Source organism: Rhodococcus wratislaviensis (assembly GCF_041228765.1).
GTDB lineage: Bacteria > Actinomycetota > Actinomycetes > Mycobacteriales > Mycobacteriaceae > Rhodococcus_F > Rhodococcus_F wratislaviensis.
This window is the reverse complement of record NZ_CP150488.1, coordinates 641,934-662,991: the sequence shown is the minus strand read 5'-3', so window position 1 is coordinate 662,991 and position 21,058 is coordinate 641,934. Positions and strand designations below refer to the sequence as shown.

The window sequence follows — 21,058 nt, the reverse complement described above, 5'->3', positions numbered from 1 at the left end:
GCACGCACGTGGGGGCACGACCTATATCAGCTCGATCACCGTGCCGACATCGTGCAGGTTCTCGTCGGACGAATACCCGTCCGCCTCGAGGCCGTCGCGCGTAATGCGGGACAGCGCCACTCCCTCGGCCAGCGCGAAGGCAACCGGCGCGGCTGCAGCGGCAGATACGAGGGCGACGCATGAATCGAATACACGGCGTGCGATAACGATTGTGCCATCGCATCTTTGCCGAATTGCCATCATTTTCTCCGAGACCCTATGTGGCCAGGCTGGGGTACAGCCGTCGCGCCGTGCCTGCGAAGATCTCCCGGCGTTCGGGCTCGGGCACTTCGGCCAGCACCTCCCGGGCGAGGGCGACGAGTTCGGGCAGCGACTGTTCCGCGGCAGGCAGGTTGGAGCCCCACGCGATCCGGTTCGCTCCGAACGCTGCGAGCACCGGATCGAGGAAACCGGCGGCCTTCGGGCCGGCGTCGTGGAGACGTTCGAGGTTGCGGTGGGTCAGCTTGAGGTGCAGGCCGGGATGGACGGCCAGCGCCGCCACCGCTTCGCCGGCGTCGGTGGGGGAGGCCGCGATGTCGGGGTAACCCATGTGGTCGAGCAGCACCGGGACCGAGGGGAATCGGCGCAGCAGCAGGTGCAGTTGCTCGGTCGCCGGCCCGAGTCGCATCTGCAGGCACACCGTCACGCCGAGCTGGGTGGCCTTGTCCCAGAAGGGATAGGTCTCCGGCGCGGCGAACCACTCGCCCTGGGTGGGAACCGTGCTGCCGCTGGTGAACAGCCGCACCCCGGAGAGGCCGCCGTCGCCGACTACCGCCTCGAGATTGTCGGCGGCGTCGGGCCGCAACGGGTCCACTGTGCCCACCGCGATGAACCGGTCCGGCCGCTGCGCCCTGCTGTCGAGCACATAGGAGTTGTCGTAGCCGTAGGCGGTGGTGGCCTGAACCAGCACGGCCTGGCTGATCCCGGCTTCGTCCATGCGTTCGGCCATGCCGTCCGCGGTGACCGGCCGGGTGGTGGCCCAGCTGGACTGCTTCCCACCGATCGGGGCCCGCGGGTAGCGGGTCACGTCGTCGGTGATGATGTGGCAATGGGTGTCGACGATGTCCATGGTCTGCACCTTTCTCGGTTGGTGGGCCGGATCAGGCGTCCGGGTAGTCGCCCTTGGCGAACAGCAGGGCGGGATCGGCGGAGAAGTCCTTGTCGAGCAGGCCCTGGTCCCGCGAGAACTTCACGAGCGCTCGCACGCTCGCGTCGTTGGCCTGCAGACCGTAGGGAATCGGGTCGGTCCGGATCTGCCTGCCCTGCTTGCCCAGTCGCGGCAGCGCCGACCACTGGGGATCGGCCTCGATCTGACGGCGCTTGCTCTCGGCGAAAGCTGCGTAGAGCGCGGTCGGCAACTCCGGATCGCGGTCGACGAGATCACGGCGGATCGCGATCACCGAATGCAGTGGATAAATCCCGGTCCGCAGGTACCAGTCGGTGGCGAGGACCTCGTGGTCGGGGAACAGCGGGTACGGTCCGTCGTCGCCCGCGGGTTGCTCGGCCGACGCCGACCACCCCGCCCGCGGCGCACCCGCACGCCCGGTGCCTGCGTTTCCGCTGAACGCGGCGTCGATCTCGCCGGCACGCAGCAACTCACCGAGCGATCGGCCGTCGGTGACCCGCTCGACGTTGGCGGGCGCGCGGCCTTCGATGTGGTCGTCGTCGTCCACGACCCACTTGACCGTGTCGATGTCGAGGCTGTACTCGTCGCGCAGGATGCCGCGCATCCACACCCCGGTGGTCACCGTGTAGGCGCGGACACCGATGCGTGTGCCCTTCAGGTCGGCTGGGAAGCGAATTCCCGATGCCGAGCCGCATTGCACGTCGGCGTGGTGGAAGCGGCGGTTGAGGAAGACGGGGATCCCGGTGAGCGGAACCCCGGCCTGCAGCGCCATCAGGTACGAGGTCGGCGCGAGTTCGCACACGTCGAATTCGAGGTCGCGGATCATCCGCCGGTACGCGCCGATGATCGGGCTGACCTCGACGGGTTCGACTGCGTAGCCGTTCACCGTGACGTCGCCGCCCAGCAGTGCCTGCACGTGGGGGTAGTCCCCGAGTGCGACCGAGAGCGTGTTCATGTTCAGCCTTTCGTGTTCAGAAGGAGTAAGTGGGTCAGCCGCCGAGGCGTGAGGCGGTCACCCCGAGAGCGGCGCAGGTGCGGTCGACGAGTTCGTCGAACTCGACCCGGCGAGGCAGCAGCCCCTGCTCGTAGGCGTAGCGGGAAGCGTCGGTGACGGCGCCGCGCAGACCGTCGAATCCGACGGGGCTCAGGTCCACCGGACCCGCCGCCGTGCCGCTGGCCGCGGCTGCTTCGGCCAAGGCGTCGTAGACCGCGAGGATGGCCTTCGGGTCCTCGTTCGCGGCTGCCGCACTGAACCCGACCACGTGGTTGATGGGAGCGAAGCCTTTGCGTGCGGCCCATTCGGCCGCGACCGCGAGGGCGTTGGGGATGGCGGTGCGGATTCGGTCGTCGGAGGGCAGCTCGTTGCCCATGATCCCGTAGTCGAGCGTGCCTTCGAGGAAGTCGGCCTGGAGTTTGGCGCCTTCGGGGGCGCGCGTGACCCATGCCGGGTCGGTGGCCCCGTCGACGTGCCCGCCCTCGTATGTCTGCCAGTTGATTTCGGTCAGATCGAGACCGTACTGCTCGCTGAGGAATCCGCGCAGCCACACCCCGGTGGTCTGGCTCCACGAGCGCACACCGACAGTTCGGCCCCGCACATCGTCGACACTCAGATCGCCCATGGTCACCAGGGTCTGGTGCTGGTAGCGGCCGAGCATGGTGACCGGCAGCAGCGCCACCGGCTTGTCGTGGGCGGCCGCCTGCAGCAGCGTCACCACGGCCAGCTCGCACACGTCCGCCGATGTGTCGTTCACGAAACCGCGCGATGCCTTGTGCACGGGCCGAATGTCGAGACGTTCGGGCGTGGCACCGGCGGCCGCGGCCCCCTCGACGGCTACGGCCGCGAGGTCGTCCCTGCCCAGTACGATCTTCATTTCCGACTCCTCTTGTCGTTTGTCGTCAGCAATGTCGGCTCTCACACGTCGTCGCCGTACTGGATGCGCCGGTAGGGCACGCTGAGCACGTCGCGGGTGATGCGGACGTCGATGACGGTGGGCCGCGGGTTACGGACGTACTCGGCCAGGGCGGCGCGCAGTTCGTCGGTCGTGCGGACCGTCGCGTCGCCGCCGCCGAGCGCCTGACCGACCGTGCCGAGTTCGGGGGTGGGGATCACGGCGAGCTCGGGGTCGAGGCCCTTGGCCTTCGCCTTGTGGTACTCCGCGCCGAGGGCTTCGTCGTTCATGACGACGACCAGCACCGGAAGCTGGTAGCGGCACGCGGTTTCGAACTCCGACAGGTGCATCAGGAAACTCGCGTCGCCTTCGACCACGAATGTGGGCTTGCCCCCGTTGGCGACGACGGTGCCGATGGTCAGCAGTGGGGCCTGACCGATGGCGCCGAACATGCCGTAGTTCGAGGTGATCTCGCGTGAGCGCTGGAAGAGCATCGTGCCGAAGTCCGTCTGGTGTCCGCTCCCGAGCACGAGCCCGATCTCGCCGGGAAGTTCGGCGTCGAGCACCGCGATCGCCTCACGCGGGTCGAGCAGGTCCGGCGCACTGCGGTATTCGGCCGGGTCGATCAGCGGGGCCGTGAGCCGGCCGTGCACCTCGGGGGTGTGGAAGCCTTCCAGCTCGATACCGCGGACCCCCAGCGCGTCCGTCAGGGCGTCGAGGGCGGTGATCGCGTCGGCCTGCATGTAGCAGTCGGCGACCTGACCGTTGCCCATCACCAGGTTCGGCGCGGTGTCGATCTGGATGAACCGGGCTTCGGGGAACAGGTATCCGCTCTCGATGGTGTAGTGGTTGAGGCTCGCACCCACCGCCACTACGCAGTCGGCCTCCTGCAGTAGCTCCATCGCGAGCCTGCTGCCGAACAGGCCCGCGATCCCGACGTGGTACTCGGTTTCGGCGCACAGCCAGTTCTTGGCCTGCAGCGTGGTGGCGAGTAGGGCGCCGGTTCGACGCTGGAGCGCGAGGATCTGCTCGCCGGCTTCCGCGTTGCGGGCGCCCCGCCCGGCGACGATCACGACTCGCTTGCTCGCCCCGATGATTTCGCACGCCTGCTGGATCTGGGTCGGGTGGGGTAGCAGCTTGGGGGTCCGGAGCAGTTCGGTGGACGGGACGTACGGCATGTCGTCCTCGAACTCCTGCAGCTGCACGTCGAACGGGGCGCTGATCATCACCGGCCGGGATTGGGTGCGGGCCAGGTAGAAGGCGCGCTGCACCACTTCTGTGGCCGACTCGGCCTTGGTCACCTGGAGGAATTCGCACTCGATCGCGGCGGCGAACCGGCGCTGGTCGAGGTACTGCACGGCGCTCGTGTCACCCAACGGGGTCTCCCCGCAGAACGCGACCAGCGGGATGCGCGCCCGGCTCGCCACGATCATCGACGTGGCCAGCTGCGCGGTACCGGGACCGCTGGTCGTCGTCACGACGCCGGGCCGGCCGGATGCGCGGGCGTACCCGTGCGCCATGCTCAGTCCCGCACCTTCGTGACGCACCTCGTACAGGCGCGTCCCGCGACTGGCCAGCGCGTTCATCCAGTGCATGTTGGCGTCGCCCATCATGCCGAACACATCCGTGGTGCCCTCGGCGGCGAACGCTGCTGCGAGCGCTTCGTAGACCTTCACCGCGCGATCTCCTCTTGCTTGTCGTGGTTCGTGACGCGGCTCGCGAGGCGCGGGAACACCCTCAGCGCATTGCCGCCATATATCGCCTGCCGGTCGTCGTCGCTGATGGAGTCGATGGAGTCCAGCAGCGCCTTGGTGTCGTCGAAGCGGTGCCCGGTCTCGGGGTCGACGCCGCGGACGGCGCCGATCATCTCGGAGGCGAACAGCACGTTCTCGGCGGGGATGATGTCGGTGAGCAGTTCGAGGCCCCGCTTGTGGTAGACGCAGGTGTCGAAGAAGACGTTGTGCAGCAACGATTCCTGCAGGGGTGGCCTGCCTTGGTCCTGCATCATCCCGCGGTAGCGGCCCCAGTGGTAGGGGACCGCGCCGCCGCCGTGCGGCAGGATCAGCCGCAGCGTGGGGAAATCGGTGAACAGGTCCGACTGGCACAGCTGCATGAAGGCCGCGGTGTCGCCGTTGAGGTAGTGCGCGCAGGTGCCCTGGATGGCGGGGTTGCGCGACATCGCGACGTGGACCATCGCGGGCACGTCCAGCTCCACCAACTTCTCGTAGAGCGGGTAGTAGATCCGGTCGGTCAGCGGCGGCGCCTGCCAGTACCCGTCGGAAGGGTCCGGGTTGAGCAGGCAGCCGACGAATCCGAGTTCCTCGACGCAACGCTCGAGTTCGGTCGCCGATCGGCGGATGGAGGAGGCGAGTGCGTCACCGGGGGACTGCGGGAGCTGGCACACCGCGGCGAAACGGTCCGGGAACAGGCCGCACACCCGGGCGATGAGGTCGTTGCTGACCTGCGACCAGGCCAGACTGGTCTGCTCGTCGCCGTAGTGGTGGGCCATCTTTCCCGCGCCCGGGGAGAAGAGTGTGAGATCGGTGCCGCGTTCGAGTTGGAGCTTGAGCTGCCCCTGTTCGATCGCGGATCTGATTTCGTCGTCGCCGATGTGCAATTCGTCGGGTGAGACTCGGGCGCCCGAATCCTCGAACGCCTTGATCTGGCGCTCGCGCCACTGTCCGAGCGCGGGTGGCGCGGTCGTGAAGTGGCCGTGACAGTCGATGATCATGAAGGTTTGTCTCCAGGTGAGGTGTTCGGGGTCAGGAGCGACCGGTGAGTTTGCGGCCCAGTTCCAGGCCGGGGTAGCTGCGCACCGGCGCTGACATGAGGAAGCGGTAGCCCTCGTCGAGCACTTGCTCGAGGTTGCTGGGGGTCACGTGCGGGTGGCCGACCACGACACCGTGTTCGTGACAGATCTTCACGATCCGGCTCCTGGCCTCGACCATCAGCGGGTGGTCGAGCTGGCGAGGCACACCCAGTTCCTGGCTCAGATCGCCCTCGCCGATGAGGATGAGACCGATGCCGGGCACCTCGTCGAGGATCGCCGGGAGGTTCTCGATGCCGAGTTGATCCTCGATCTGGATCACGACGAGAATCTCGCCGTCCGGGGCGAGCGGCCACACGTCGGCCTTGGCGTAGTACTCATCGTTCGACAGGCCCCAGTACCGTGCGGCGGCCGCCGGCGCGTCGCCGCGCAGGCCCGGCGGGTCGAACCGGTCCTCGCCGGGCAGCCGCGGGTATCGGCATGCCGCGACCGCGTTGCGGGCCTCTTCGACCCGGCTGATGTGCGGCCACACGATTCCGTACGCTCCGAGGTCGAGGGCCTGCTTCGCGTGCCACTGCCCGTGTTCGGCGCCGTTGACGGGGACGCGGACGAGTGGGGTGGGGGAGGGGGCGAGCGTGCCGGCTTCGAATATCCGCCGCCGGTTGAGCAGATACTGCAGGCTGTCCCGCAATGTCGTTGCGTCCCAGGGCTTGTGCTCGGACTCGAACACCAGGCCGTCGTAGTCGGTCGTCGCGAAGTCCAGCGCCGCGGCCGGTTCGGGTGCCGCGAACGCCGCGAAGGCGTGCTGCCCCGATTCCAGCGCACCGATCACGCTATTGAGTCTTGCCACTTGCCACTCCGATCTGCTCGCTCTGTCGCTTGTGAATGGTCCTGTGCCACCAGGCGCGCACGCGTGCCCACACGGACGGACGGCTGGGCGGTGGTGTGATCGCCGTGTCCCCGGCGCACCGGCGAATCAGTTCGTCCGTGAAGTCCTGAGTCATCCGGGACACCACGGCTCCGGCGCCCGCTTCGATCAGCGACGCGAGCTTTCCCGCGAGAGCCACCTCACCCGCCACATGCATCCGCGTGCCGCCGACTGCGTGGTCCTCGGTGATCCGGAAGGTCGCCTGCGCAGTGAAGCGGGTCGCACCTTGTCCGTCCCGTCCGCGTGCCGAAAGCCGTCCCTCCCGTTCGGGCTCGTCGAGGTCGAGCGACATCCGGGCGCCGAACCGCACCCGGATCGCGCTGAACTTCACGAACAGCGTGCCGTCGAAGGAGCCGTCGTCGTGGAACTGGCCGAGTTCGGCTCCGTTGATGCACGACACCACTTCAGTGGGGTCGGAAATGACCTCCCACACCCGTTCCGGTGGTGCGGGTACGGCGATCTCTTCGTCGATCTTTATCACAACTGTGTCCTCGCTTGGCGATCTGGAACAGCCTCCACAGATTCGTTGTGGAGCTTGGGAACTCGCGAGACTCGATCAGCGAGTTGATGTCACGGGTGCCCCCGCTGGGTGGCGGAGTGCAGGCCGGCCGCAGGGGTGCGTTGGCGTCTCCGAGTCTCCTGGCGACGCGGCCTCAGATTGTTTAACAACTTTCTCTCGCACAGAGTAGCAGCGCGGCGCAGTTGTCGGCAAGAACCACGTATAAATCAGTAGTTTGGGCAGCGCGCCCGATGTTGACAGGAAATTTTGTACAACAATTCTTGTGAACAGACGTCTTGGCGGACCGTGGGAGCGGCGCGTCGGCGTGAGCCGCGGTCGCGGAGTGGGTCGTCGTAGCTCCTCGGGTGCAGTGTCGCGCAAAATTGTTAGACGATCCACGCGAGAAGGCCTTGTGTTGGGCCCGCCACACGCGTAAATTGGGCGAAACCGTAAGACAATATTGGTGGTCCGCCCGTCGGTTGAGGATCAGCATCAGTGCACCGGCACCGTGCACTCCCTCCCCCCGGGCTCGGACGCAACAGAGGAGTCGTTTCATGCCCCAGCCCTTGTCCATCGCCGCGAAGTCCTACCCGCACACCGCGTTCCTCACCGATCCCGAACTCACTGTCGGGGGGCGCGCCGTCGAACTCGCGGCAGCGGATCCGATCTACAAGGCGTTCGCTCCCATGGTGCGTGAACTCCGGTACGACGTCAGCGAATTGGCCATCGCCACCTTCCTGCAGGCCCGCGAGGCCGGTGCCCCGATCGCACTCCTGCCGGTGGTGCTGAGCGGCGACTTCCACCACCACTCGCTCACCCGCTGGCCCGGTTCGGCCGAGATCAGCCCGGCTGACCTGGCAGGACGACGGGTCGGCGTCCGTGCCTACAGCCAGACCACCGGGCTGTGGGTCCGCGGCATCCTGCACGAGGAGTTCGGCGTCGACGCCAAGGAGGTCACCTGGGTCACCACCGAGGAGCCGCACGTCGCCGGTTACGTCGAGCCGCCGAACGTCGAACGCACGACCGGCAAGGTGCTCGACGTGCTCGAGCGCGGCGATGTCGTAGCCGCCGTTCTCGGTCCGCCGGCGCTCGACGGCGCGCAGGGACCGCTGGTCCCGATCATCCCGAACTGGCGCGAGGCCGAGGAGGCGTGGGGCGCCCGGCACCAGACGGTGCCGATCAACCACATGCTCACCGTCCGGCGCGACCTCCTCGAAGCCGAGCCGCAGACGGTCTCAGCGCTCTACCAGGCTTTCGGCGCCGAGATCGAGGCGCGCAAGGCGGCAGACACCGAGCCCGGTCCGCGCGTCCGCGCCCTCCGGTTCGGGGTGACCGACGAACTCGTCGCCGGTCTGCAGATCGCGATCGACTACGCCTTGCAGCAGAACGTCATCCGCACGCCGGTGACCGTGGCCGAGCTCCTCGACGACTTCACCCGGCACCTCGGTGAGCGTGCATGAGCGCACCCGCCCGCACGCTTGCCCCCGCCACCTACCAGCCGTGAGGTATTGATGTTCACCGTCGACACACACACCCACATCATTTCGCCCGACACCGATTCCTACCCCGCAGATCCTCTCGGCGGCCACCGCTCCACCTGGTCGCAGGAACGGCCCACCGACATCGACGGACTCCTGCGCGCGGCCGACGCTGCCGCCGTCGACCACCTCGTCGTCGTCCAGGCCTCCACGGTCTACGGATTCGACAACAACTACGTGGCCGATCAGCTCACCAGGCACGCCGACCGCCTCAGCGGGGTCTGCTCGGTGGACTTCCTCTCCCCGAAGGTCGTCGACGACCTCCACCACTGGATCGACGACCGGGGCTTCTCGGGAGTCCGCATCCGCGCCGCCGACGGGACGACCGCCGTCCCGACGCCCGGCCGCGGCCTCGACGACGAGCGCATGGCGCCGGTCTGGCAGTTCCTGTCCGACCGCCGGGTGCCGGTCTGCATCCAGATGCACGCCAAGCACGCCCCCATCCTCGCCGGGCTCCTCCAGCAGTACCCGGGACTCACCGCGATCCTCGACCACGCGGGACGGCCCCAGCTGGACGGCGACGCGCCGTACTCGAGCGCCGCCGGAGTTCCCCAGCTCGAGGAGACGGGCCGGGTCTTCATCAAGCTCACGCCGCCGGCCGTCCTGCGCGCACAGCGCGAAAGCGGATCCGCGGCACCGGTGGTCCGCACGCTGATCGAGAAGTTCGGCGCAGCCAACGTCATGTGGGGTTCGAACTTCCCCGCCTCGGCCGGGTCGTTGTCCGAACTTCACGATCTCATCGAGAAGCAACTGCCCTCGCTCGACGACACACAGCTGGAACTGATCGCCGGTGGCACCGCCGGCCGGCTGTACGGGCTCACCCCTGCCGTCACTCCCGGCGCGAAGGAATGTTGATTGCCATGAATCGAATTGGGCGCAAGTTCTGTTTGACCGCCTCGGTCATGGCCGTTGCCGTCGCCTTGTCCGCCTGCGGCGGCCCTCCCGCCGTTCCGGACACCAAGAATCTCGACGAGCTGTACCAGGCGGCCAAGGCCGAAGGTGAGGTCGTGTGGTTTGCGCCGAAGCCGGAGGCGCAGATGAAGCCGGCCATCGACGCCTTCGAGAAGAAGTACCCCGGAATCGAAGTCCGGTACACGAACAAGAAGGCTCCGGACCTCGTCACCCAGCTCAATGTGGAGCAGGCCGCGGAGCGCGTGACCTTCGATGTCTCCAACGCAGGTGGGCTCACGGTGTTGCCGTCGCAGTCTATGGCGGCGAAGGTGGACTGGGCGTCCTACGAGGTGCCGAGCGACCAGATCTTCGCCGGCGACTTCGTCTACGTCTGGGCCGTACCGAAGGTCTGGGCGTACAACACCGACGCTCTGGCCGCCGGCGATATCCCGACGAGCTGGGACGAGCTGCTCGATCCGCGTTGGGATGGGGGAAAGCTCAGCGTCGAGTCGCGCGGGTCCTTCATGACCGTATGGGCCCAGGATCCGGCCCTCGGCACCGATGCCGGACTCGATTACGCCTCCCGGCTGGCTCAGCTGAATCCCCACTACACCGAGAACACCACGCAAGCCCACACGCTCATCGTCTCCGGCCAGACACCGGTCGGCACCGACCTGATCAACCTCGTGCTCGAGGACCAGGGCAAGGGTGCGCCGGTCGCCGTCGCACCGGTGGGCCCGACGAACGCCAACAAGTCCTACCTGTTCGTGGCCGATGGAGCCCCGCACCCGGCGGCGGGCCGTCTGCTCACCGCCTTCCTCGCCTCCGAAGAGGGACAGTCCGCCCTGGTCGGCACGTACAACTCGGCCATCCCCACCAACACCGACTGCACGGACGCCGCAACCAACCGTGTCATCGGCGCCCTGTGCGCCGCCGGCGTCGAATGGTTCGGCGAAACCAACCTCGAGCAGTACGAGCAGTTCTCGGAATACTTCCCCGAGGTCGAAGAGGCCTTGGGCACCGACGTCAACTGACGGCCCTCACCGCTGCCCTGACCGGCAGCAGAAGACTTTATCCCCTCACCTTTGGAGACTTCAGCGATGCAGTCCGGCACCCCGCTCTCCACCGGCGGACGCCCGCCCACCGGCGGACGCCCGCCCACCGGCACCCGCCCTCGCCCACAGCGAACCGGCGTCCGCCCTGAGCCCACCGACGTACACCCGCATCGGCGGGACCGTGTCCTGATCGGCGTCAACATCGCCATCGGTGCGATCATCGCCTATCTCATGCTCTTCCCCCTGGGGATGCTGTTGTTCAGCAGTCTCAAGGACAGCGAGACGAAGCTGCCCTTCCAGGTCCCCGGGTTCACGCTTGCCAACTTCACCGCGATCTTCTCCTCGAAACGCTTGGTCGAAGTCGCTCTCAACTCGTTGATCTTCGTGGTCGGCACCGTGGGCCTGGCTCTCGTGATCAGTGTCAGCCTGGCCTACCTGTTCGAACGCACCGACATTCCGGGACGCCGCTTTCTCGCGCCGAGCACTCTGGCCCCCATGGCCGTGCCGGCCACGGTCATGGCGGTGGCCTGGGTGCTGGCGGCCAACCCCACCAACGGCCCGATCGCCATCGTCATCGAGCGGATCTTCGGGTTCACAATCGACATCTACTCGCTACCGGGCATGATCCTGGTTGCCGGAATCTTCGGCGTGCCAGGGATGTACATCATGCTCGCGCCGACGTTCGCCCGGCTCAACCTCGAGTTCGAGGAGGCCGCGGCCACAGCGGGCGCCGGATGGTGGACACGAACCCGCAAAGTGGTTCTGCCCCTGACGATGCCGGGAATCACCGCAGCCAGCATGCTGCTGGTCGTCATCGCGCTCGAGGAATTCGCGATCCCGGCCATCCTCGGAATGCCGGACCAGATCTACGTGTTCAGCAGCCTCATCCAGGCCTCCCTGCAGCCGCCGTCGGGACTCGCCAACTACGGCCAGGCCAGCGCGTACGGCATCATGCTGGTCCTGCTGTCCCTGGTGATGATTGCCGTCTACCGACGCCAGACCCGCGAGTCGCACCGGTTCCAGGTGGTGGGGGGCAAGGGATACCGGTCCACGCCGGTGCGGCTGGGACGCTGGCGCATCCCGATCTTCGCCACCGTCTTTCTCTACGTGCTGGTCGCGATCATCGTGCCCATCCTGACCCTGGTCTGGACGAGCCTGACCCCGTACCTCCAGCCGATCAGCCTGGACAATCTGGGTGCGCTCAGCCTCGCCAACTACACCGCGATCTTCACCAACCCGAGCTTGAGCCAAGCGGTCCTCAACACCCTGGTGATCAGCCTGATCACGGCGACGCTGACCGCCGGGTTCGCCCTGTGGCTGGCGCTGGCCGCCAGCCGCGGCGGACGCATCGGCCGGGCCCTGTTCGATATCTCGTTCCTGGTCTTCGCCATCCCCGCCGTGGTACTGGGAATGGCGGTGCTGTTCCTGTACCTGTACATGCCTTTCCCGATCTACGGAACGATCTGGATCATCATCATCGCGTTCACCACCCGGTACGTCCCGCGCGGGTCACGCATGATTCAGACGGCACTGTTGCAACTCGACAAGGGACTCGAAGAGGTGGGACGCGTCTCCGGTGCGTCGAAGGGTGTCGTGCTGCGCCGGGTGATCTTCCCCCTCGTCGCTCCCGCGGTGTCGAGCACGTGGCTGTGGGTGTTCGCCCATTCCCTCGGCGAACTCCCCATCGCGCTGCTGCTGTCCAGCTCCGACAACCGCACCGTCGTAGTGCTGCTGTGGGACATGATCGGCGAGAGCGCGAACTATCCCGAGGCCAGCGCCCTCGCAGTTCTCCTGCTCGCCCTCTCCGCCGTCTCCGTCTGGTGGGTCAACCGCCGTGGCGTCCAAAAACACATCTGAGGTGTCGTGAACATGCAGAAACTCGTTGCTACCGACCATTCCGTACAGATCTCCGGTCTGCAGAAACAATTCACCCGCCACGACAGCGGCGAGGTGAACCGCGTCATCGACGATGTCAGCTTCGCCGTACCGAAGAACAGCTTCTTCACCCTGCTCGGGCCCAGCGGCTGCGGCAAGACGACCACGCTGCGCTGCCTCGCCGGACTCGAGACCGCTGATCGCGGCGAGATCTGGATGAACGGGCAGGCCGTCTTCTCCGCCGCGGCAGGTCGCGACGTCCCTCCCGACTCCCGGCCGATCGCCATGGTGCCGCAGTCCTACGGAATCTGGCCCCACATGAAGGTGTTCGACAACGCCGCCTTCCCGCTCCGATACGGCCGAAAGACCTACCCCCGCCCCGAGACGCAGCGGCGTGTCCTCACAATGCTCGAACAGGTGGGGCTGTCGGAGTACGCCGACCGATGGTCCACCCAGCTCAGCGGTGGCCAGCAGCAGCGGCTGGCGCTGGCTCGCGCTCTGCTGTGCGAGCCGGAGGTTCTGCTGCTCGACGAACCGCTGTCCAACCTGGACGCCAAACTGCGCTCACAACTGCGCACCGAACTGCGGTCGTTCCAGCAGAAGTTCGGCGTCACCACCATCTACGTGACGCACGACCAGGGCGAGGCCCTCGCCATGTCCGACACGATCGTCGTCATGAACCGTGGCCGGATCGAGCAGATCGGTTCGCCGAGCGAGATCTACGACTCCCCGGCGACGCGGTTCGTGGCCGACTTCGTCGGCAGCGCCAACCTCATCCCCGGCGTACTCGACCGGCCGGCCGGCTCCCGTGACCGCGTGGTCGACGCCAAAACGACCCTCGGGGTGGTGCGGTGCGAGAGATTCGCCACCCCGCCGGCGCCGCCCACTGCCGGCCAGGAAATATTCGTGTGCATCCGGCCCGAGAACATCCGCGTCATCACTGCGTCACGGGAGGCCGAGGGCCCCAACCGGTTCCCGGGGCGCATCATGACTGCCGAGTACCTCGGCGACCGCCAGGAGATGGTCGTCACCGTCGGGGACGTCACGCTTCGCGCACACGCCGATGCACACTTCGATGCACGCCCGGGCGACGACGTCACCGTTGTCCTGGATCCGGCGTGGACGGTCGCTCTCTGGTCCTAGCGGCCATGACTCGTGAGAGTGCTGTCGACGTGTTGGGCTGAGCGCACGAGGACCTCCGGGCGACGTGGGTGTCGCAACGCACCCACGAGCCGCCTGGAGGTCTTCGCGGCGCCGGCTAATCGGCCGAGGGGGTGAACTTCAACAGAAGTGCCCGCCGGGCCGACGACAGATGGTGTCGCATCGCCGCCGCGGCGGCCTCCGGGTTGTGGGTGACGATCGCGGCGAGGATGGCCTCGTGTTCCCTGACGGAGTCGGTCCGCGGCTTCTCGCGGTCCGCGTCGCGGTACTGCTGCATGACGAGCGGGTAGAGCAGGCTGTCGACGAACCTGGTGAGCGTGGACTGCCGCGCCGCGCGTTTGACCTGTTCGTGGAACCTGCGGTTGAGGTTCCAGTATTCCTCGCGCCCGCCCGGTTTCTGCCAGTCCCACATGCGCTTACAGGTTTCGGTCATCGCGGCGATGTCCGCATCGGTGGCGCGTTCGGCGGCCTTCGCCGCCAGCGCCGCCTCCAGCACCGCGCGGGTCTCCAGTATCTCGATCGCCTCGTCCACCGAGAACGAGCGGGTGCGGGCGCTGCGGTTCGCCTCGGCGGTGACATAGCCCTCCTGCGCGAGGCGTGCCAGCACCGAACGGATCGTCCCACGTGAAACCTGGAGCTGCGTGGTGAGCTCCGACTCGGTGAGGCGTGAGTCCGGTTCATATTGACCGGAGAGGATCAAGGCACGCAGATCGTGGTACGCCTGCGACGTCCGGTTGGCGCCCGAATCCGGGCCGCCCTCGTTGCTCGGGCCCGTGCCCGTAGCTAGCACCATGGTGTGTCACCTCGAGAAGTCGTGGATCCTAGGGGCGGTGTACCCCGCGAAGCCGGGCTCGTCACCCGCGGGCAGGGGGCGGGTACGGGGGAGTCGCCGGGAGCGATGGACAGCGTCGTCATCTGTGCCTCCCGCGTAATGTTGTACAACAACATTACGCGTTGCGTATCGAGCGCTCGATGTGAACGGGGTTAGGGGGCAGCAAGACGATCCCTCTCTGCATCAATCTGGTCCGGACTGACCTCCATATTGTTACACAATGTGCACCCTCCGGCCGACGAGAAGCCCGACGGCGAGATGCACGTGCTCGCCGGCGCACCGTCAGTGATGCGCCGGCGAGCACGCCCGCCCGGATCAGAACAACCAGGGGACCTCGTCGTGACCGAAGTCGTGGAAGTCGCCGAACCGCCCCGAGTAGAACACCAGGCCAGTGCCCTCCCGGCAGCGCATGTCGGTGACCTCGCCGTAGAAGACGCGGTGGTCGCCGATGTCGTGGGCGCTGTGGACCCTGCATTCGAGCTGGGCCAGAGCATCTTTGATCAGCGGCAGCCCCGAGCGGCTGCGATCGCAGGGCAGGTCGTCGAATCGGGCGCCGCCCCGCGTGGCGAAGCGGCGGGCGAGAGCTTCCTGACGGGAGCCGAGGACGGAAACGGCGAACGAGCCCGCGGCTTCTACGGCCTCGGTGGTGCGGGAGCCGTGGGTGAGCGAGACGAGCAGGATCGCCGGGTCCAGGCTGATCGAGGTCAGGGAGCTGATCGTCATGGCACTGGGGTCGCCGTCGCCGTCGTCGGCGCTGACGACGGCGACCCCGGTGGTGAACCGGCCCATGCTTCGCCGCATGTCCGTCGGGGTGGGGGCGTGGAATGCCGGAAGGGTCATCGTGGGCCTACTTACTGTGGTACCGGACTTCGAAGGTGACGACGCCCTCGTCCGTGCTCCAGGGGCCGTGCGGCATGCCGGGCGGCCGGCAGGCGTACATTCCCGCGGTGAACGTCTCGCCGAGGGTCAGGTCGGTGAACGACCCCTCGAGGATGTAGACCTCCTCCCAGAAGTCGTGCTTCTGCACGCCCATGGGAGTGGAATCGGCGCCGGGTTCGTAGCGCAGGATCCGGGTGGCGACGTTGCCTTCCGGGTCCTTGGCGAGGATGCGTTCGGTGATCTTCGGATCGTCACCCGGACATACCGTCCACTCGACGTCGGTGACCGGGAAGAATTCGAATTCGGGCTTGGCCATGAGGGTTTACTCGCTTTCCGCTTTGTAGCCGTCGGTGAACTGCTGCACAGCCGCGACGGCGCTGTCGTAGTCGTAGTTGCGGTACGTGTATGCACCCTTCACCACGAAAGGGGCGCCGGCGTAGAACATCTCGTACTGCTGGTGTCGTCCGGCGAATTCGGATCCGATGATGTCCCAGGCCAGTTTGAAGAGCTTGACGCGCTCCTCGGACGGCACCCCGGGGGACTGGACGTAGTGTTCGATGTCCCGGGACGTCAGCGGGCTGGTGAGGTCCTTGACGCTCGACGGGAGTTGCAGCACACCGCCGCCGACGAGGTCGCGCAGGATCGCGATCACCCGCGGGTAGATCTCCGACTGCAGGCCCATCGACCCGTACAGGGCCTGCCTGCCCGGCAGCCACATCCCGGCCGAATCCGGCTCGGCGGTGTACTCGGCGGCCAGTACCGCGGAACGGACCCCGCTGACGAGTGCGGCGAGTTCGCCGAGCTTCTCCTGAACGCTGGGGATCTTGTCCACCCCGTTGACCTGGGTGACCCGGCGCGCCACGCCGGCAATGAATTCGAGCTTCGTCGCGAAGCGGATCTGGGCCTGCCAGTTGCCGAGAACGTGGGCGCCGGTCTCGAAGAACTGCCGGCGGACACCGGTGGTGTCGCGGTCCACGAACACGCGATCCCACGGCACGAGGACGTCGTCGAAGACGAGGAGCGAGTCGGGCTCGTCGTAGCGGCAGGTCAGTGGGTAGTCGAACGAGCTCGTCGCGGCCGGGATGTACGGGCGGCGAACGTACTGCTTGAGACCGGGAGCGTTGGTCGGGACCACGAACCCGACGGCGAAGTCCTTGTCGTCCGGGCCGAGCGGCTTGATGCACGAGACGAAGATTTCGTCGGCGATCGCCCCGCCGGTGGCGAGCATCTGCGAACCACGGATGACCAGACCCTCGGGGGTCTCCTCGACCACACCGGCCTGCAGGTACTCACCCTCCCAGCCGGACGCCGTCGTCGCGCGTGAGACCTGCGGCGGGATGATCGCGTACGAGACGTAGAGGTTCTCGTCGAGCAGCCGCCGGTACAACTCGGACACGTTCGCCCCGAAGTCGTGCCCACCCTCGGCCGCGAACACCTCGGGATGCGCTGCGAACGCGGCGAGGAACGTCCCCACATGATCGGGGCTACGACCGATCCAGCCGTGCGTGTGCTTCGCCCACCGCTCGATCGCCTCCCGCCGCTGCGCGAGCTCCTCCCGCGATCGGGGAATCGAGAACACCCGATTGGCCGCCTTCCCGGTTTCGGGTGCGACGTACTGCATGCCGTTGGCCTCGTCCGCCGCCAGATCGAACATCTCGGCGATCGTCCGGGTCACGGGGGCGAAGGCCGGATGGGTGGTGACGTCGTCGATCTTCTCCCCGTCGACGAGCACTACGCGCCCGTCGTTCAGGGAGGCCAGGTAGTCGGCTCCGGTGCGCATGTCAGTGTCCTTCGGTGGTGTAGGAGTGGGCCAGGGTTCGGCCGTCGGGCAGGGTGAGTTCGAGGTCCCACCGGTGACCGGGGGTGAACTTGCCGTCGAGCAGCGGCAGGGTGCCTGCGAAGCAGAGCAGGTCCTCGCCGGTGTCGCCGAGCCGGTCGGCGAAGATCTGCAGAAGGTTCTGCGGTGTACGGAGATTGGCCAGGGTGCCGTCCTGGTACAGGACCCCGTCGACCCACGATCGGGCCCGGCACGCGTCCCAGTCGAACGACGCCCAGTCGGCGATCTCGACGACGGCCGGGCCTACCGGCTTCGGGCACGCCCGCTTCGAGTCGCCGATGTCGACGGTCTCGAGTTCGCGGTCGGTGTGGTCGGAGCCGACACCGAGGTAGTACCGCCCGCGGTGCCGCAGGATCACCGGCTCGACCTCGCCCGAGGTGTGCGTTCCTACGACGGGGGCCTGCGTCGCGGTGGTGACCGTCGCGATCTCGACGGGGTAGAACATCGGCACCTGTGCGGGCGGTGCGACTCCGATGGCCGCGAGCTCGTCGATGTGATGTTGCACCGCTGCTTCGTCCCGGCCGGTGTAGCCGGCTACCAGGGTTCGGCCGCTGCCGAAACGCAGGATCTCGGAGGAATCGAGGGTTTCGAAGGTGAGCACCTCCGTGGTGGCGCCGGTCATGAAAGGACCTTTCTGCGGTTGAGGAAGCTGTAGTCGTCGAGCCGGTCCCTCAGGATCGGGAACTCGGCGCGGGTGCGGTCGACCACGGCGGGGTCGATCTCGGCGATGGTGATGCCCTCGGAAGAATCCGCCTCGGCGATCACCGTCCCCCACGGGTCGACGATCCGGCTGTGGCCGCCGAGCTCGACGGAATTGTGTGTGCCGGTGGCGTTGCAGGCGATCACGAAGACCTGGTTGTCGACGGCGCGGGCCGAGGTCAGCAGCCGCCAGTGCTCCTTGCGGGCTTTCGGCCAGGCTGCAGGAACGATGACGAGTTGCGCTCCGGCCGAGACCAATTCGGTCCACAACCCGGGGAACCGCAGGTCGTAGCAGGTCGTGGCGGCGATCGGGCCGAACGGGGTGTCGGTGGTGTGGATCTGCGTCCCCGGCTGCACGAGCTGCGCTTCGAGGGAGTCGTATCCAAACACGTGAACTTTGCTGTAGTGGTGGAGGACCAGTCCGTCGGGGCCGATCAGGACCGCCGTGTTGCGCAGCCTGCCCTCCTCGCCCTGTTCGACGATGCTGCCGGCGTGGATGTAGCACTGCCGTTCGACGGCGACGGATGCCAGAACCTGGACGGTACCGCCGTCGAGAGTTTCCGCGGCGGCGGAGTAGTCGTCGAAGTGGTTGTATCCCACGCGCCACAGCTCGGGCAGAACGATGAGGTCGACTCGCTCGTCGAGTCCGGTCAGGAGGTTGCGTACGCGCTCGAGTCGATGCGCGGGGGTCTCGGAATCGGGGCTGGCCAGCTGAGCCAGGGCTATCTTCATGGGTTTCCTTCGTGCCGTTAGATATTCGGCTGTTTCATTGACTGCAGCGTGGTGTCGAGGTGTTCCCGCACCGCCTGTACCGCGGCGTGGGGATCACCTGCCGCTATCGCGTCGGCGATGGCGCGGTGCTCGACGAGAACCTGCTTCTTGCGGGTTTCGTCGGCCATGACGATGCGGATGCCCATCCGCATCTGGCGGTCCCGCAGCGAGCTGTAGAAGGTGTTCATCAGTGGATTGCCCGCCGCGCGGATGATGGCCGTGTGGAATTCGAGGTCGTGCGCGATGAAGTCGACCGGGTCGGTGTCGTTCTCCTGCAGGTCCAGGAGAATGCGGAGCCGGTCCGGTACCAGGCCCGGCTGGGGCGCCACTTCGGTGACCGACCATTCCTCGACCACCCTCCGGGCCTGCATGATGGCTTCCACGTCACTGTCGGACAATGCCGGGATGAAGGCACCCTTGTGGGGCACTCGCCGGACGAAGCCTTCGGCCTCGAGGCGTAACAACGCCTCGCGCACCGGAGTTCGGGAAATTCCGGAGGACGCGGCGACCTGCGCTTCGGACAGAAACATCTCCTCGTCGCGGGGCAGGGTGATGATGGTGTTCTTCAGCCACTCGTAGGCCAGCTCCGGTGCCGTTGCCCCGGTGGTCTTCGATGTCGTCATGGCTTGCCCCTTCGAGGAGAGTCAGGAGATGACGGACGCCGGCTTTTCCGGCGTCCGGGAGGTCGCCTCGTCGCCCACGGCCGCGAGATCCACGGACTGCGTTTCCCGCGCGAGAAGTGAGGCGATCAGGGAGATGACTCCCATGGCGGCGAGGTAGGCACCGATGGCGTATCCGGTGCCGAACCGGGTGTAGAGCGCGATCGCGATGATCGGGGCCAGCGAGCCGGCGAGGACGGACGCGAGGTTGTAGGCCAGCGACACTCCGGAGTACCGGACCTCGGTGGGGAACAGTTCGGAGAAAAACGCGCCGATCACGGCGCTGTACGCCGCGAAGATCAGCAGTCCCACCGCCACCGCGAGGGTGATCGCCGCCGGATTCTTCGTGTCCAGCAGAGCGAAGAACACGAACGCCCACACGATGGTGGCGGCGGACGCGCCGATGTAGATCGGTCGTCGGCCGATCCGGTCGGCGAGCACGGCGAACATCGGGATCGTCACCAGGGCGACGACCATACCGATCATGACGGCGTTCAATCCGGTGCTGCGCTCGAGTTCGAGGATCTGGGTGATGTAGGTGATGACGAACAGCGAGAAGATGTAGAAGCCGGCGTTCTCGCCGAAGCGAGTGAAGGCCGCGAGGAGGATCTGGCGCCAGTGTCCCCGGACGGCCGCGGCGAGCGGCATGCCCTTCTTCTCGGCGGTCGCGGTTTCCCGGGACTGCTCGAACAGCGGGGTCTCCGCGACGTACAGCCGCAGCACCAGGCCGATGATCACCAGCAGGGCCGACAGCCCGAACGCGATCCGCCATCCCCAGGACAGGAACGCGTCCTCCGACAGCACCGAACCGAGGACGGCGAGCACCCCGGCCGCCAGCAGGTTGCCCAGCGGCGGACCGAGATTGGGCCATGCGGACCAGAACGCCCGTCTCTTCGAGTCGCCGTGTTCGGAGACCAGCAGAACTGCCCCACCCCACTCGCCACCGAGGGCGAAACCCTGCACCAGCCGCAGAAGCACCAGGATCAACGGTGCGGCGACGCCGATCGAGGCGTACGTGGGCAGGAGGGCGATGAGGAAGGTCGACACTCCCATGAGCATCAGGCTGGCGATGAGGGTGGCCCGCCGGCCTTTGACGTCCCCGTAGTGCCCGAGTACCGCGGCACCGAGGGGGCGCGCCACGAAGCCGACCGCGTAGGTGGCGAACGCGAGCATGGTGCCCACCAGGGGATCTTCGGTGGGAAAGAACAGCTTGTTGAACACCAGCGCCGCCGCAGTTCCGTACAGGAAGAAGTCGTACCACTCGACTGCTGTGCCGGCGAGGCTCGAACCTGCGATGACGGGCAGGCTGGTGTGTGGTCTGCGATTGATAGATTTGTTGTTGGCGGTTGCCATAGTCGACTCCTAGGTCGAATCGTCGCTACGTGACGAGCTGCGCGTCCTTGCGCCTACCTCCAAGTAGGCGACTCGAACGGTCGCGCAGATGGTGCTGCCTGGGCTCGGTGGTTGCTCCAACAGCCGCCGAGCCCACTTTTTTCTTGCCTTTCCGACTGTGAAGCCGATCACGCAAAGGCCGTGCACCAGTTGTATACGACCGGTCTACGATCCGCAAGAGGGGTTCGAATTCGCGGATTCCGGTCCGCGACTGAGTGTCT

Annotated in this window: 21 protein-coding genes; 5 read left to right on the top strand and 16 right to left on the bottom strand. The window is 67.0% G+C overall.

Features of this window, described 5'->3' with window-relative positions; translation table 11 throughout:
* Positions 1-21: 21 nt before the first annotated feature.
* The 8 genes from WKC72_RS02980 to WKC72_RS02945 are packed head-to-tail and all read right to left on the bottom strand — an operon-like array spanning position 22 to position 7,230.
* A complete protein-coding gene (locus WKC72_RS02980) occupies positions 22-240 on the bottom strand; it encodes a hypothetical protein (protein WP_128970060.1) in 219 nt (72 codons plus the stop codon).
* Between the two features lie 16 nt (positions 241-256).
* Positions 257-1,108: an amidohydrolase gene (locus tag WKC72_RS02975; RefSeq protein WP_037236065.1), complete on the bottom strand. Its 852-nt coding sequence runs from the start codon at positions 1,106-1,108 to the stop codon at positions 257-259.
* Between the two features lie 31 nt (positions 1,109-1,139).
* Positions 1,140-2,120 (bottom strand): 4,5-dihydroxyphthalate decarboxylase, encoded by a 981-nt coding sequence (locus WKC72_RS02970; protein ID WP_370181701.1) that lies wholly within the window; start codon positions 2,118-2,120, stop codon positions 1,140-1,142.
* A 34-nt stretch (positions 2,121-2,154) separates the two neighbouring features.
* Positions 2,155-3,036, bottom strand: a complete 882-nt coding sequence (locus WKC72_RS02965; protein WP_370181700.1) for a hypothetical protein — start codon at positions 3,034-3,036, stop codon at positions 2,155-2,157.
* Between the two features lie 41 nt (positions 3,037-3,077).
* Positions 3,078-4,730: a thiamine pyrophosphate-binding protein gene (locus WKC72_RS02960; RefSeq protein ID WP_370181699.1), complete on the bottom strand. Its 1,653-nt coding sequence runs from the start codon at positions 4,728-4,730 to the stop codon at positions 3,078-3,080.
* A complete protein-coding gene (locus WKC72_RS02955; protein WP_128640406.1) occupies positions 4,727-5,785 on the bottom strand; it encodes an amidohydrolase family protein in 1,059 nt (352 codons plus the stop codon). The genes WKC72_RS02960 and WKC72_RS02955 overlap by 4 nt, the downstream gene beginning before the upstream one ends.
* Positions 5,786-5,816: 31 nt before the next feature.
* Positions 5,817-6,671, bottom strand: coding sequence for an HpcH/HpaI aldolase/citrate lyase family protein (locus WKC72_RS02950; protein WP_037236080.1), 855 nt, complete (start codon positions 6,669-6,671; stop codon positions 5,817-5,819).
* Positions 6,655-7,230 carry an SRPBCC family protein gene (locus WKC72_RS02945; RefSeq protein ID WP_037236084.1) on the bottom strand — a complete coding sequence of 192 codons (576 nt, stop codon included), beginning with the start codon at positions 7,228-7,230 and terminating at the stop codon, positions 6,655-6,657. Before WKC72_RS02945 ends, WKC72_RS02950 begins: the two co-directional genes overlap by 17 nt.
* Positions 7,231-7,802: 572 nt before the next feature.
* Here WKC72_RS02945 and WKC72_RS02940 point away from each other — a divergent pair.
* The 5 genes from WKC72_RS02940 to WKC72_RS02920 all read left to right on the top strand — a co-directional run bounded on the left by WKC72_RS02940 (position 7,803) and on the right by WKC72_RS02920 (position 13,750).
* A complete protein-coding gene (locus tag WKC72_RS02940) occupies positions 7,803-8,708 on the top strand; it encodes a hypothetical protein (RefSeq protein ID WP_037236087.1) in 906 nt (301 codons plus the stop codon).
* Positions 8,709-8,759: 51 nt separating this feature from the next.
* Positions 8,760-9,641: an amidohydrolase gene (locus tag WKC72_RS02935; protein ID WP_370181698.1), complete on the top strand. Its 882-nt coding sequence runs from the start codon at positions 8,760-8,762 to the stop codon at positions 9,639-9,641.
* Between the two features lie 5 nt (positions 9,642-9,646).
* The gene (locus tag WKC72_RS02930) at positions 9,647-10,711 is read left to right on the top strand and encodes an ABC transporter substrate-binding protein (RefSeq protein WP_245973390.1); all 1,065 of its coding nucleotides are present in this window, start codon (positions 9,647-9,649) and stop codon (positions 10,709-10,711) included.
* 66 nt (positions 10,712-10,777) lie between these two features.
* Entirely contained in the window at positions 10,778-12,589 is a 1,812-nt protein-coding gene (locus WKC72_RS02925; protein WP_037236092.1) for an iron ABC transporter permease, read from the top strand.
* Between the two features lie 12 nt (positions 12,590-12,601).
* A complete protein-coding gene (locus WKC72_RS02920) occupies positions 12,602-13,750 on the top strand; it encodes an ABC transporter ATP-binding protein (RefSeq protein WP_370181697.1) in 1,149 nt (382 codons plus the stop codon).
* 115 nt (positions 13,751-13,865) lie between these two features.
* Here WKC72_RS02920 and WKC72_RS02915 read toward each other — a convergent pair whose 3' ends face one another.
* The 8 genes from WKC72_RS02915 to WKC72_RS02880 form a co-directional block, all read right to left on the bottom strand.
* A complete protein-coding gene (locus tag WKC72_RS02915) occupies positions 13,866-14,561 on the bottom strand; it encodes a GntR family transcriptional regulator (protein ID WP_037236094.1) in 696 nt (231 codons plus the stop codon).
* A gap of 354 nt (positions 14,562-14,915) precedes the next feature.
* A complete protein-coding gene (locus tag WKC72_RS02910; protein WP_112301482.1) occupies positions 14,916-15,440 on the bottom strand; it encodes a flavin reductase family protein in 525 nt (174 codons plus the stop codon).
* A 7-nt stretch (positions 15,441-15,447) separates the two neighbouring features.
* Positions 15,448-15,795: a cupin domain-containing protein gene (locus tag WKC72_RS02905; RefSeq protein ID WP_016884597.1), complete on the bottom strand. Its 348-nt coding sequence runs from the start codon at positions 15,793-15,795 to the stop codon at positions 15,448-15,450.
* Positions 15,796-15,801: 6 nt separating this feature from the next.
* The gene (locus WKC72_RS02900; RefSeq protein WP_037236099.1) at positions 15,802-17,259 is read right to left on the bottom strand and encodes a pyrrole-2-carboxylate monooxygenase subunit; all 1,458 of its coding nucleotides are present in this window, start codon (positions 17,257-17,259) and stop codon (positions 15,802-15,804) included.
* A gap of 1 nt (position 17,260) precedes the next feature.
* Positions 17,261-17,938: a DUF2848 domain-containing protein gene (locus WKC72_RS02895; protein WP_128640403.1), complete on the bottom strand. Its 678-nt coding sequence runs from the start codon at positions 17,936-17,938 to the stop codon at positions 17,261-17,263.
* Complete coding sequence (locus tag WKC72_RS02890; RefSeq protein WP_370181696.1) at positions 17,935-18,747, bottom strand: carbon-nitrogen family hydrolase; 813 nt, start codon at positions 18,745-18,747, stop codon at positions 17,935-17,937. The genes WKC72_RS02895 and WKC72_RS02890 overlap by 4 nt, the downstream gene beginning before the upstream one ends.
* Before the next feature lie 17 nt (positions 18,748-18,764).
* Positions 18,765-19,409: a GntR family transcriptional regulator gene (locus WKC72_RS02885; RefSeq protein ID WP_370181695.1), complete on the bottom strand. Its 645-nt coding sequence runs from the start codon at positions 19,407-19,409 to the stop codon at positions 18,765-18,767.
* Between the two features lie 21 nt (positions 19,410-19,430).
* Positions 19,431-20,798 carry an MFS transporter gene (locus tag WKC72_RS02880; protein WP_370181694.1) on the bottom strand — a complete coding sequence of 456 codons (1,368 nt, stop codon included), beginning with the start codon at positions 20,796-20,798 and terminating at the stop codon, positions 19,431-19,433.
* Positions 20,799-21,058 lie beyond the last annotated feature (260 nt).

Excerpts from the sequence above, each read along its gene's own strand:
- WKC72_RS02935 (WP_370181698.1), top strand. The coding sequence starts at position 8,760 with ATGTTCACCGTCGACACACACACCCACATCATTTCGCCCGACACCGAT.
- WKC72_RS02920 (WP_370181697.1), top strand. The coding sequence starts at position 12,602 with ATGCAGAAACTCGTTGCTACCGACCATTCCGTACAGATCTCCGGTCTG.
- WKC72_RS02970 (WP_370181701.1), bottom strand. The coding sequence starts at position 2,120 with ATGAACACGCTCTCGGTCGCACTCGGGGACTACCCCCACGTGCAGGCA.
- WKC72_RS02890 (WP_370181696.1), bottom strand. The coding sequence starts at position 18,747 with ATGAAGATAGCCCTGGCTCAGCTGGCCAGCCCCGATTCCGAGACCCCC.
- WKC72_RS02955 (WP_128640406.1), bottom strand. The coding sequence starts at position 5,785 with ATGATCATCGACTGTCACGGCCACTTCACGACCGCGCCACCCGCGCTC.
- WKC72_RS02965 (WP_370181700.1), bottom strand. The coding sequence starts at position 3,036 with ATGAAGATCGTACTGGGCAGGGACGACCTCGCGGCCGTAGCCGTCGAG.
- WKC72_RS02900 (WP_037236099.1), bottom strand. The coding sequence starts at position 17,259 with ATGCGCACCGGAGCCGACTACCTGGCCTCCCTGAACGACGGGCGCGTA.
- WKC72_RS02905 (WP_016884597.1), bottom strand. The coding sequence starts at position 15,795 with ATGGCCAAGCCCGAATTCGAATTCTTCCCGGTCACCGACGTCGAGTGG.
- WKC72_RS02915 (WP_037236094.1), bottom strand. The coding sequence starts at position 14,561 with ATGGTGCTAGCTACGGGCACGGGCCCGAGCAACGAGGGCGGCCCGGAT.
- WKC72_RS02885 (WP_370181695.1), bottom strand. The coding sequence starts at position 19,409 with ATGACGACATCGAAGACCACCGGGGCAACGGCACCGGAGCTGGCCTAC.
- WKC72_RS02910 (WP_112301482.1), bottom strand. The coding sequence starts at position 15,440 with ATGACCCTTCCGGCATTCCACGCCCCCACCCCGACGGACATGCGGCGA.
- WKC72_RS02975 (WP_037236065.1), bottom strand. The coding sequence starts at position 1,108 with ATGGACATCGTCGACACCCATTGCCACATCATCACCGACGACGTGACC.
- WKC72_RS02980 (WP_128970060.1), bottom strand. The coding sequence starts at position 240 with ATGGCAATTCGGCAAAGATGCGATGGCACAATCGTTATCGCACGCCGT.
- WKC72_RS02925 (WP_037236092.1), top strand. The coding sequence starts at position 10,778 with ATGCAGTCCGGCACCCCGCTCTCCACCGGCGGACGCCCGCCCACCGGC.
- WKC72_RS02895 (WP_128640403.1), bottom strand. The coding sequence starts at position 17,938 with ATGACCGGCGCCACCACGGAGGTGCTCACCTTCGAAACCCTCGATTCC.
- WKC72_RS02880 (WP_370181694.1), bottom strand. The coding sequence starts at position 20,798 with ATGGCAACCGCCAACAACAAATCTATCAATCGCAGACCACACACCAGC.
- WKC72_RS02930 (WP_245973390.1), top strand. The coding sequence starts at position 9,647 with ATGAATCGAATTGGGCGCAAGTTCTGTTTGACCGCCTCGGTCATGGCC.
- WKC72_RS02940 (WP_037236087.1), top strand. The coding sequence starts at position 7,803 with ATGCCCCAGCCCTTGTCCATCGCCGCGAAGTCCTACCCGCACACCGCG.